This window comes from Kitasatospora sp. MBT66 (assembly GCF_000710405.2).
Taxonomy (GTDB): domain Bacteria; phylum Actinomycetota; class Actinomycetes; order Streptomycetales; family Streptomycetaceae; genus Kitasatospora; species Kitasatospora purpeofusca.
Map to the genome: position 1 here is coordinate 50,765 of NZ_JAIY01000009.1, position 12,667 is coordinate 63,431.

At 76.0% G+C, this 12,667-nt stretch carries 3 protein-coding genes; all 3 read right to left on the reverse strand.

Annotation, left to right across the window (positions count from 1 at the left end; all coding sequences use genetic code 11):
• Positions 1–4: 4 nt before the first annotated feature.
• Positions 5–5,971 (reverse strand): type I polyketide synthase, encoded by a 5,967-nt coding sequence (locus BI06_RS24340; protein WP_043471630.1) that lies wholly within the window; start codon positions 5,969–5,971, stop codon positions 5–7.
• 33 nt (positions 5,972–6,004) lie between these two features.
• Positions 6,005–9,388: a non-ribosomal peptide synthetase gene (locus tag BI06_RS24345; protein ID WP_043471632.1), complete on the reverse strand. Its 3,384-nt coding sequence runs from the start codon at positions 9,386–9,388 to the stop codon at positions 6,005–6,007.
• Positions 9,381–12,667, reverse strand: a 3,287-nt coding sequence (locus BI06_RS24350) for a type I polyketide synthase (RefSeq protein WP_043471634.1), incomplete at its 5' end; no start/stop codon positions are given. The genes BI06_RS24345 and BI06_RS24350, both read right to left, overlap by 8 nt.

Here is a 12,667-nt window from a genome sequence, read left to right on the forward strand (position 1 = left end):
GCGCTCATTCCTGGTCCCCCCGGTCGGTGCGGTCCGCGGCGGCCTCGTCGGCCGTCTCCTCGGCGAGCAGGGCCTGGAGGCGGGCCTCCACCTCCTCGTCGGAGAGGCCGTCGAGGTCGTCCAGCTCGTCGAGTCCGTCCAGGCCGCTCAGGCCGCTCAGGCTGTCCGGGCCGTCGGGGTCGTGGTCGTCGAGGTCCTGCTGCCCGGGTTCCCCGCCGTCCCCGGCGCGGCTCAGGGCCTGGATGGTGTCCCCGTCGCCGCCTCCGTCACCGCCGCCCCCGGCCAGCAGGTCGACGGTGTGGGCGACGGTGGGGGAGTGGAAGAAGTCCCGCAGGTCGAGTTCGGTGCCGAAGCGGCTCCGGATCCGGGTGTTGATCTGCACGGCGGCCAGCGAGTGGCCGCCCAGGGCGAAGAAGTCGTCGTGCACACCGACCTCCTCGACACCCAGGACCTCCCGCCAGAGCGCCGCGACGGCCTCCTCCTGCTCGGTGGCGGGCGCCACGAACGGGGTCGCCAGCTCGGGCCGGGGGTGGCTGCCGCCGAGCGGGGCCAACTGCTCCAGCTCGCGCGCCAGCAGCGCCGGGGTGATCGAGCGCGCCAGCCGCCGCAGGGCCGTGAAGTCCTGCGGGGTGACGACCAGGTGAGCGGGGAGGTCGGGCTGGGCCAGCACCCGGGCGAACGCGGCCCGGCCCTCCGCCTCGTCGAAGCCCTCGGCGAGCGCGGCCAGCGCCCCGGCTCCACCGGCCCCGGTGGAGCCGGGCCCGGCACCCGCCCCGGTGTCCGTGCCGGCCGCCTCGGCCTCCGCGACGGTGTGTCCGATCTGGGTCAGCAGCGCCTCGACGTCATTGATCCGCTTGACCGTGAAGTCGGTCACCTGGACCAGCAACCGGCCGTCCGGGTCCAGCAGTTCGAGGTCGCAGGTGAGGGTCTCCCCGGTCGACCCGGCCGGGTGCTTGATCTCCACAGCGACCTCCACCGTGCCGGTCAGCGGGTGCAGGATCCGCAGGCTGCGGTAGGTCAGCGGCAGGTAGTACGGGTCCTCGGCGTGCAGCCGGAAGACACCGCCGGCCATGTCGAGCAGGGCCGGGTGCAGCGGGTAGTCCGCCAGGTCGGCGAGGAAGGCCTCGTCCAGCCGGAGCGTGGCAAGCATCCGCCGGCCGCCGGTGCGGATGGTCTTCAGCACCTGCCAGCGCGGTCCGAACCAGAACCGCAGCGGCCCGCCGCCCTCCTCGAAGCGCTCCACCCCGAGCCGGCGGCGGATCTCCTCCTCGGTCTCCAGGACCTCCGTCACCTCGCAGCGCTCCAGCACCTCCGCCAGGTCGCGGACGACGTCCGGGCCGCGCTCGTGGAACGAGGCCGAGCCGGTCGCGTGCTCGCGCCACGGAGCGTCCGCCGCCGGGCGGCTGCGGACGGTGAAGTGCGGGCGGCCGTCCCGCTCCTCGATCGTGGTGAACACCGTCCGCTGCTGTCCGTCGGGGACGATCACGGGCGTCATGAACAGCACGTCGTGCAGCTCGATCTCACGCTCCCCGGCCTGCCCGGCCAGCGCGGCCCGGACGAGTTCGAGGTAGGCGGTGCCCGGCACCAGGCCGTGGCCCATCAGCCGGTGGTCGTCGACGATCCAGCTGTCCGCGGTGGTGAGCACCGTCTCGAAGACGACGGTGGTGCCCTCGGCGCGGACCGGGCGCAGCAGCGGGTGGCCGGTCTCCGGTCCGACGGCGGCCGCCGCCCGGCCGGTGAGTCCGGCGGCCATGCCGACGCCCTCCCAGGTGCCCCAGCCGAGCGCCGTCACCGGGCGGCCCTGCCGGCGCCGCCACTGGGCGAAGGCGTCCAGGAAGGCGTTGGCCGCGCCGTAGTCGCTCTGGCCGGGGCCGCCGAGCACGGCGCTGACCGAGGAGCAGAGCAGCAGGAAGTCCAGCGGGTCGTCCGCGCACAGCCGGTCCAGCAGCAGGGTGCCGGTGGTCTTCGCCGCCAGGACCGCGTCGGCGTCCGCCCTGGTCCGGCGGGCGAGCATGCCGGTGGACGGCGCCCCGGCCGCGTGCACCACGCCGTTCAGCGGACCGAACCGCGCGCGCAGGGCGGCCAGCGCGGCGCCGAGCTCGCGCTCGTCGGTGACGTCGGCCCGCAGCAGCGCGATCCGTGCGCCGCGCTCCCGGAGCCGGGTGAGGCGGCGGATCCGGGCACCGGTCGGGTCCTGCTCGCCGTGCTCCGCCAGCCAGGCCGGCCAGTCCTCCTCGGCGGGGAAGTCGGAGCGGCCGAGCAGGCCCAGCACCGGCGCCCGCAGGCCCTCGGCCAGTTGCTCGGCGAGGGCCAGGCCGACTCCGCCGAGGCCGCCGGTGACCAGGTAGACGCCGCCTTCGCGGGGGTGCGCCGGAGGGTCGGCCGGGCCGTCGGCCTCGGTGGAGTCCCCGGCCGACGCGTCGCGGGCCGGGAGCGGGAGCGGGTCGAAGTCGCGGACCCACCAGTGCCGGCCGCGCAGCGCCAGGTCGCGTTCCGCGGGGTCGCGCAGCAGCAGCCGGTGCACGGCGCGCACCGCGTCCTCCGCCGGGGCGGCCGGGTCGGTGCCGGTGACGTCCAGCAGGCGGCAGTCGACGTCCGGCAGCTCCTGCGGGATCACCGTGCAGGGCCCGGCCAGCAGGGCCTGCTCGGGCCGCAGCGGCTCCTCGCCGGTGACGCTGTGGACGCCCCGGCAGATGACGTCCAGGGTGACCGGGACATCGGGGCGGGCGTCGGTGAGGGCCTGGGCGAGGGCGGCCAGGCTGTCGAGGCCGAGCCGGCGGGCGGCGTTGAGCCTGGCCTCGTCCAGCGGCTCGCCGTCCTGCACGTCGCCGTCGGAGAGGTCGTCACCGAGGCTGAACAGGTGCACCAGCCGCAGCGAGGCCGCGCCCCGGAGGTCCAGCGTGCCGAGCAGTTCGGCGGCCTGCGCGCGGTCGTCCGGGTCCAGCGACCAGGCGTCGGCGCCGCGGGGGTGCGGGCCGGGGACGCGCAGCCCGTCGGCGCGCTCCGAGCCGTCGGTGGTGCCGACCCGGACCACGGCGGCGCCGCCCTCGGTCAGCCGCCCGGCCAGTGCGGCGCCGAGGCCGGTGCCGTCGCCGAGCACGACCCACAGCGGTCCGCCGTCCGCGCCGGTCCGGGCGTCGGGGCCGGTGTGCGGGGCGAGGCGCCGCCAGCCGGGGGTGCGGAACCAGTCCTCGACCGGGACCGGCCCGGCCGTCGCGGTACCGCCGGTGGCGGCAGGGCCGGCCGCCGGGTCGGTCGCGGCGGTGCGGTCCGGCTCCACCCAGTAGCGCTGCCGCTGGAAGGCGTAGCCGGGCAGCCGCAGCACCCGCCCGTCGGCGCCCGGCCGCAGGACGTCCCGGTCGACCGGCACGCCCGCGCTCCACAGCGCGCCCAGGCTCCGGCGCAGCAGCAGCGCGTCGTCCTCCCGCCCCTGCGGGTGGCGCAGCGAGCCGACCACCGTCCGGCCCTCCTGCCAGCTGCCGTGGCGGCGGACGAAGTCGCCGAGGGTGTGGCCGGGGCCGACCTCCAGCAGCACCCAGGACGGGTCGGCGAGCAGCAGCGCGGCGGCGTCGGCGAAGCGGACCGGCTGCCGCAGGTGGCGGCCCCAGTACTCGGGGTCGGTCGCCTCCTGCTCGGTGATCCAGGTGCCGGTGACGTTGGAGCAGAACGGGATCCGCGGCGGGTTTGGCCGCACCGCGCGGACCGCCTCGACCAGCGGGCCGACGGCGCCGTCCATGGCGGGGGAGTGGAAGCCGTGCGAGGTGTGCAGCCGGCGGCAGGGGACGGCGGCCACCTTGAGGCGTCGCTCCAGCGCGTCGACGGCGTCGGTCGGGCCGGAGACGACGCTCAGCCCGGTGGAGTTGAGGGCGGCCACGGCGAGGCCGGCGCCGCTGGCGCCGCTGGCGCCGCCGGTGCTGTCGGCGAGCCAGGGCGCGAGCTCCCGCTCGGACAGGAACACGGTGAGCATCGACCCGGCGGGCATCGCCGCGACCAGCCGGCCCCGGGCCGCCACCAGCCGCACCGCGTCCGGCAGTTCGAACACGCCCGCCAGGCAGGCCGCCACGTACTCGCCGACGCTGTGGCCGACCATCGCGTCCGGCCGCACGCCCCAGGCCGTCCACTGCTGCGCCAGCGCGTACTCCACCAGGAACAGCGCGGGCTGGGCGTACTCGGTGCGGGTCAGCCGTTCCGCCGCCGCCTCGGCCTCCTCGGGGGCGGGGAACAGCAGCGCGCGCGGGTCCTCGCCCAGCTCGGCGGCGAACAGCTCGGCGCAGCGGTCGAGTTCGGCGGTGAACACCGGCTCCCGGCGGTACAGGCCGCGGGCCATGTCGACGTACTGGGTGCCCTGGCCGGGGAACAGGAACGCCACCCGGGCGCCCTCGGCGGCCTCCGTCGTGCCGGCGGGGGTGACGGCGCGCAGCGCGGCCACCGCCCCGGCCCGGTCCGGGGCGACCGGGGCGGCGCGCCGGCCGAAGGCGCGGCGGCGGTGGGTCAGGGTGTGGGCGAGGTCGTCGAGCCGCAGGCCGGGGTGGGCCTCCAGGTGGTCGGCGAGCCGTCGGGCGCCCTCGGCGACGGCCTCGGCGGTGCGCCCGGACAGCGGGAGCAGGACGGGGGCGCTGCCCTCGTCGGCGGCCGCCGGTCCGGTTTCGGGGGCAGGGGCGGGTGCCTCCTCCAGCACCAGGTGCACATTGGTGCCGCCGATGCCGAAGGAGCTGACCCCGGCCCGGCGCGGCCGCTCCCCCCGGGGCCACGGCCGCAGCCGGTCGTTGACGAAGAACGGGCCCGAGTCCAGGTTGAGTTCGGGATTGGGCTTGGTGAAGTGCAGGGAGGCCGGGATGGCCTCGTGCCGCAGCGCCAGCACCGTCTTGATCAGCGCGGCGACCCCGGCGGCGGCGTCCAGGTGGCCGATGTTGCTCTTCACCGAGCCGATCGCGCAGTAGCCGGTCTCCTCGGTGTCCTCGCGGAACGCCCGGGTCAGCGCAGCGAGTTCGATCGGGTCGCCGAGCGCGGTGCCGGTGCCGTGGGTCTCCAGGTAGCCGACCGAGCCCGCGTCGACCCCGGCCATCGCCAGCGCCTCGGAGACCACCGCGGCCTGCCCGTCGACGCTCGGCGCGGTGTAACCGGCCTTCAGTGAACCGTCGTTGTTGACCGCCGAGCCCAGCACCACGGCGTCCACCGGGTCGCCGTCGCGCCGCGCGTCGGCCAGCCGGCGCAGCACCACCACGCCGACGCCGTTGCCGGGCACGGTGCCGCCCGCCGAGGCGTCGAACGGCCGGCAGTGCCCGTCGGGGGAGAGGATGCCGCCCGGCTCGTACTGGTAGCCCTGCTCCAGCGGGGAGCCGATCGACACCCCGCCGGCCAGGGCGAGGTCGCACTCGCCGTTCAGCAGGCTCTGGCAGGCGAGGTGGACGGCGGTGAGCGAGGTCGAGCACGCGGTCTGCACGCTCATCGCCGGGCCGGTCAGGCCCAGCTTGTAGGCGACCCTGGTGGCCAGGAAGTCCTTGTCGGAGGCCAGCAGCGTCTGGTACGGCCCCGCCGACTCGAAGACCCGGCGGTTGGCGGTGACGTTGTGCAGCAGGTAGGTGTTCATCCCGGCGCCGGCGAACACGCCGATCCGGCCCTCGAAGTCCTCCGGCACGCAGCCGGCCGACTCCAGGGCCTCCCAGGCGCACTCCAGGAACACCCGGTGCTGCGGGTCCATGATCTCGGCCTCGCGCGGGTTGTAGCCGAAGAAGCCCGCGTCGAAGCGGTCGGCCCCGGCGAGCACGCCCTTGGCCCGGACGTAGCCGTCCCGGCCGGACACCTCCGGGTCCACCCCGGCGGCCCGCAGTCCGGCCTCGGAGAGCACCTCGATCGACTCCCGGCCCTCCTCCAGGTTCCTCCAGAAGCTGTCGACGTCGGGGGCACCGGGGAAGCGGCCGGCCATCCCCACGACGGCGATCTGGTCGAGTTCTTCGGACATCTCCGGCATCGGGGTCACCTGTCGCTCTCTCACATCGTGCTCTCAGGAACGGGCACGGCGCACGGCCGCCTGTTGCCGCCGGGCACCGGCCCGGCGTCGGTTCTCCGCGCGCTCGCGCGCGGCCGCCCCGGGGGCCGTGGACGGATCCACCCCGGACCGGCTCAGATGGGCGGCCAGCGAGGCCACCGTGGGGTGCTGGAACAGCTCGACCATCGACACCCGGTGCCCGAGGTCCGCCGCGAGCAGCGAGCGCAGCTCGGCCATCAGCAGCGAGTGTCCGCCGAGGTCGAAGAAGTTGTCGTGGGTGCCGACCCGCTCCACCCCCAGCACCGTGCGCCACAGCCCGGCCAGCGACCGTTCCAGACCGGCGCCGGGCGCGGTGAACGGCGCGCCCGCCGCCGGGCCGTCGTCCCCGCCCGGCTCGGGCAGCGCGTTGCGGTCCACCTTGCCGCTCGGGGTGAGCGGCAGCGCGTCCAGCACGGCGAACACGGCGGGCACCATGTAGCCGGGCAGCCGGCCGCGCAGATGGGCGGCCAGTTCGGCGGGCGCCGGCGGCGTTGCGGCGTCGGTCGTGGTGAGGTGGGCGACCAGCCGCACGTCCCCGGTCCGGTGCGGACGGGCCGTCACCACGGCCTCGCGCACCCCCGGGTGCTCGGTCAGCACGGCCTCGATCTCACCGAGCTCGATCCGCAGGCCGCGCAGCTTCACCTGGTGGTCCAGCCGGCCGAGGTACTCCACCGCGCCGTCCTCGCGGAACCGCGCGAGGTCGCCGGTGCGGTACAGCCGCGCCGCCGGGTCCGGGTCGAACGGGTCCCGGACGAAGCGCTCGGCGGTCAGGTCGGGCCGGTTCAGATAGCCGCGGGCCAGGCCCCGGCCGCCGATGTGCAGCTCGCCGGGCACCCCGACCGGCACCGGCCGCAGCGCCTCGTCCAGGACCAGGATCCGGGTGTTGGCGATCGGCCGGCCGATCGGCACCGGCCGGCGGGGGTCGTCGTCCGGCCCGCAGGTCCAGTGGGTCACGTCGACGGCGGCCTCGGTCGGACCGTACAGGTTGTACAGGGCGGCGGACGAGCGGGCCAGGAAGCGGTCCTGGAGGTCGCGCGGCAGCGCCTCGCCGCTGCACACCACCCGGCGCAGGCTCCCGCACTCCTCCACCGGCTCCCGCAGGAAGGCCTGCAGCATCGACGGCACGAAGTGCACCGTCGTCACGCCCTCCGCTCGGATCGTCCGGGCCAGGTACCCGGTGTCCCGGTGCCCCTCCGGCCGGGCCAGCACCAGGGTCGCGCCGACCGCCAGTGGCCAGAAGAACTCCCACACCGACACGTCGAAGGAGAACGGCGTCTTCTGCAGCACCCGGTCCGAGGCGTCCAGCCGGTAGGCGTCCTGCATCCACAGCAGCCGGTTGCGGATCGCCGCGTGCACGTTCATGACGCCCTTGGGGGTGCCGGTGGAGCCGGAGGTGTAGATGACGTAGGCGAGGTCCTCGCCGCCGACCGCGACCTCCGGGGCGGTGTCCGGCTCCCCGCCCGGCGCGGCCTCGAACTCCTCCACGCACAGCACCTCGGCGTCGACCGCCGGCAGCCGCCCGAGCACCCGGCGCTGGGTGAGCAGCACCGGCACCCGGGCGTCCCGCACCATGTGCTCCAGCCGGGCCGCCGGAAGCTCCGGGTCCAGCGGCAGGTAGGCACCGCCCGCCTTGAGCACCGCCAGCAGCGCCACCACCAGCTCCGGCGCCCGCTCCATGCCGACGCCGACAACGGTGTCCCGGTCGACGCCGAGCCCGCGCAGCCGGTGGGCGAGCCGGTTGGCCCGCCGGTCCAGCTCGCCGTAGCCCACCGAACGGCCCTCGAAGCGCAGCGCCACCGCCTCCGGCCGCAGCCGTGCCCGCTCCTCGAAAGCCTGGTGGATCCAGCCCTCGTCGGCCGGCCACTCCCGGTCGGTGTCGTTGAACTCCACCAGCACCCGGTGGCGTTCGCCCTCCGTCAGCAGCTCCAGCCGGTCCACCGGCAGCTCCGGAGCGGCCACCGCCTGCCCGGCCAGCCGGCCGAAGAGGTCGGCCAGCCGGGCGACGGTGGACTCGTCGAACAGGTCGCGGTCGTACTCGAACCAGCCGCCCAGGCCGCCGTTCTCGTCGAAGGCCTGGAGTTCCAGGTCGAACCGCGCGCCGCCGCCGCGCACCGGTACCGGCTCCAGCCGGGCGCCGCCCAGGGCGAGGTCCGGCACCGCCTCCCGGCCGTAGGCGAAGCTCACCTGGAACACCGGCGGCCGGCTGAGGTCCCGGGCCGTGCCCAACTCGCCGACCACCAGCTCGAACGGCACCTCCTGGTGCTCGTAGGCACCGAGGCAGGCCGTCCGGACCCGGTCCAGCACCTCGGTGAAGGACGGCTCGCCGCCCAGCTCGGTGCGGATCGGCAGGGCGTTGACGAAGTAGCCGATCAGCGGCTCCAGTTCGGGCCGGTCGCGGACGGCGGTGGGCACCCCCACCACCACGTCCTGGCTGCGGGCGTACCGGGACAGCAGCACGGTGAACACGGCCAGCAGCGCCATGTAGGTGGTCGCGCCCCGGCGGTGGGCCAGCTCCGACAGCCCGCGCAGCAGCGGCTCGGGCAGCTCGAACGGCAGCGTGCCGCCGTTGAAGCCCTGGACGGCCGGACGCGGTCGGTCGGTCGGCAGTTCCAGCGCGGCCGGCGCCCCGGCCAGCCGCTCCTTCCAGTACGCCGACTGCTCGGCCCAGCGGCCCTGTTCGTGCTGCTCGCGCTGCCAGAGTGCGAAGTCGGCGTACTGGACCGGCAGCTCCGGCAGCGGCGAGGGCCGACCGGCCGCGAACGCCTCGTACAGCGCGGCGAGTTCGGCCAGCAGCACCCAGAACGACCAGCGGTCCGAGACCAGATGGTGCAGGGCGAGTACGAGCACCGACTCGTCCTCGCCGGTGCGCAGCAGCGCCAGCCGCAGCGGCGGCCCGGCCTCCAGGTCGAACGGCTCGCCGACGGCGGCCGCCACGATCCGCTCGTCCAGCTCGGCCGGGGTGAGACCGGCCTGCCGGAGGTCGGTCACGGGCAGTTCGGCCCCGGCGGGTTCGGGCTCCACGGACGACCGCACCACCTGGACGGGGCGGCCGTCGCGCAGCGCGAAGGTGGTGCGCAGCGCCTCGTGCCGGCGGACCACCTCGCGCAGCGCCTCGCGCAGCACCCGGGCGTCCACCGGGCCGCGCACCCGCACCGCGCCCGGCACCACATAGGCCGGGTTCGCGGGTCGGACCTGTTCCAGGAACCACATGCCCTGCTGGAACAGCGAGAGCGGGAAGACGTCCTCGGCAGGGGTCTCCGGGGTCGCGCCGTCGGCCGCCCGCCGTTCGGCGAGCAGCCGCTCCAGGTGCGCCCGCTGCTCCGGGGTCAGTGCGGCGAGGCGCTCGTCGAGCTCAGTCATCGACCCGCTCCGACCTCTCGGTGACCTGCTCCAGGAGGGCGAGCAGCTCGGCGGTGGGGTCGGGGGCGGCGTCGGGGGTCCGGTCGGTGGAGCGGGCCGCCCGGCGGATCGGCGCCGCCTCCCCGGCGTCGGCGGCGTCGGCGCCGGGCCCGGCGGCCGTCAGACCCTCGACCACCTGCCCGGCCAGGCTGCGGACCGTGGCGCCCTTGAGGAACTCGGCGACGGTCACCTTGACGCCCAGCCGGCCCTGGATCTCGTTGCGCAGCTCCACGGCCATCAGCGAGTCCAGGCCGAGGGCGGACAGCGGCGCGTCGGCGTCCACGGCGGCCGCGCGCGAGCCCAGGGCGGTGCGCACACTGGTGGTCAGCCCGGCGACCAGGGTCTCGACCCGCTGCTCGGCGGGGGCGGCGAGCAACTCCTCGGCGGTCGGCAGCGCGCTCGCCGCCGCCCGGCCGGGGGCGCCGGGCAGCCGGCGGGCGGCCGTGGCGCGGTCGGCGCGTTCGGTCCGTTCGGTGCGGGTGGTGCGATCGGCCCGTTCCGGCCGCTGGACGCGTTCGGGCCGCCGGGCGGGAGCCGCGGCCGCGCCGTCGCCGCTCGGCTCGTGCCAGCAGCGGGTGGCGGCGAACGGGTAGTGCGGCAGCGACAGCCGGGCCCGGCGGTACTCCCGGTCGAACCCGGCCCAGTCGACCTCGGCCCCCTCGGCGTACAGCCGCCCGAGGCTGCCCAGCAGGATCTCCCAGTCGTCGTACTTCGGCCGCAGGCTCGGCAGCATCAGCACGTCGTCGCCGGTCAGCACCTCGCCGACCAGGCCCAGCAGCGTCGGCGCCGGACCGACCTCCAGGAAGGTGCGGTGCCCCAGCTCGTACAGAGCCCGCACCCCGTCGGCGAACAGCACCGGCTGCCGGGCGTGCCGCAGCCAGTAGTCGGTGTCCAGCGGCCGGTCCCACGGCCACAGCCCGCCGGTCAGGTTGGACAGCAGCGGGACGGCCGGCGCGCCGAAGGTGACCTTCTCCAGCGCGGCCCGCAGCGGCTCCAGCACCGGTTCGACCAGCGGGGAGTGCGAGGAGGTGGAGATGCGCAGCCGCCGCACCTCGGCGCCGCGCGCGGCGAAGGCCGCGCAGACCTCGTCGACGACCTCCCGCACCCCGGAGACGGTGGTGTTCGCCGGGCCGTTGACGGCGGCGACGGCGACCAGCGCCTCGTCGTGGCGGGCGAGTTCGGCGGCCACCTCGTCCGCGGGGGCGGCGATCGCCGCCATCGCGCCGGACTCGGCGAGCCGCTGGAGCAGCCGGCCGCGCTCGGCGACCAGCCGCAGGCCGTCCTCCAGCGGCAGCGCGCCGGCGAAGCAGGCGGCGGCGTACTCGCCGAGGCTGTGGCCGATCACGGCGGCCGGCTCCACACCCCAGGAGCGCCACAGCCCGGCCAGCGCGTACTCCACGGCGAACAGGCCGGGTTGGGCGAACTCCATGGTGTTGATCAGCTCGCCGTCCGCCGCCGAGGCCGGGTACACGGCGGAGAGCAGCGGCGCCGGCAGGACGTCCCGCAGGATCTCGTCGCACTGGTCCAGGACGCGCCGGAAGTACGGCTGCGTCTCGTACAACCGCCGGGCCATGCCCGCGCGTTGCGGACCCTGGCCGGTGAAGAGGAAGACCGGTTCGGCCGTCGGGCCCGGCCCGGTCGGAGCGGTGCCCCCGGACCGGCCCAGCAGCAGCCCCTCGCCCGGGTCGTCCCGGACGAAGTCCGCCAGCCGCTCGGCGAGTTCGCCGGGAGTGGCCCCGACGGCGGCGAGGCGGTGCGGGAAGTGCGAGCGGCCGGTGTTCGCGGAGAAGCACAGGTCGGCCGCGCTCGCGGGACCGGCCTTCGCCAGCCGGTCCTGGTAGCGGCGGGCGAGCTTCAGCAGGGCGCCGCCGCTGCGCGCCGACAGGGCGAGCACCGACAGCGGGCGGGCCTCGCGCGGCTCGTCGTCCGGAACGGCGGCCGACTCGGTGGCCCGGGCGTCCGGTGCCTGCTCGACGATCAGGTGCGCGTTGGTGCCGCTGAAGCCGAAGCTGCTCACGCCCGCGAGCCGCCGCGCCCCGTCGGCCCCGTCCGACGGCCACGGGGTGAGCGCGGTCGGCAGGGCGAAGGTGGTGCCCTCGAAGGAGATGTGCGGATTGAGCTCGGCGAAGTGCAGATTGGGCGGGATCTGCCCCCGGTCCACGCAGAGCGCGGCCTTGATCAGCCCGGCGATCCCCGCCGCCGCCTCCAGATGGCCCAGGTTGGTCTTCACGGCGCCGAGGTGCAGCGGCGCGCCCTCGGGACGGCCGTAGACCTCGGCCAGCGCGGACACCTCGATCGGGTCGCCCAGCTTGGTGCCGGCGCCGTGGGTCTCGATGTAGCCGACCCGGTCCGGGGCCACCCCGGCGGCGGCCAGCGCCCGGCGGAACACCTCGCGCTGGGCGGCGCCGTTGGGCGCGGTCAGGCCCGAGCTGCGCCCGTCCTGGTTGACGGCCGAGCCGCGGATCACCGCGAGCACCCGGTCACCGTCGCGGCGCGCGTCCGAGAGCCGCTTGAGCACCACCACGCCGCAGCCCTCGCTGCGGACGAAGCCGTTCGCCGCCGCGTCGAAGGTCTTGCAGCGGCCGTCGTCGGCCAGCATCTCCGGGAACTGCGAGAACGAGATCGCCGCGTCCGGCGCGACCACCGCGTTGACGCCGCCCGCCATCGCGAGGTCGCACTCGCCGAGCCGCAGGTTCTGGCAGGCCTGGTGCACGGCGACCAGCGAGGAGGAGCACGCGGTGTCCACCGAGACGCTCGGCCCGCGCAGGTCCAGCAGGTAGGAGAGGCGGCCGCTGGCGATGCTGTGCGCGACGCCGGTGGACGCGTGGGCGGTGATGTCCTGCGGTTCGCGGAACAGCAGCCCGGCGTAGTCGTTGCTGCAGATGCCGAGGAACACCCCGGTCCGGCTGCCCGCCAGCGCGTCCGGCGCCTGCCCGGCGTCCTCCAGGGCCTCCCAGGCGACCTCCAGCACCAGCCGCTGCTGCGGGTCCATCGACACCGCCTCCCGGCGGGAGATGCCGAAGAACTCGTGGTCGAAGCGGTCGATGTGGTCGAGGAAGCCGCCCCAGCGGGTGCTGTGCTTCCCGGGGGTGCGCGGCTGCTCGTCGTAGAAGGCGTCGACGTCCCAGCGGTCGGCCGGGATCTCGCCGATCGTGTCGGTGCCGGCGGTCAGCAGCTCCCAGTACGAGTCCTGGTCGGTGACGCCGCCGGGGAAGCGGCAGCCGACGCCGACGATGGCGA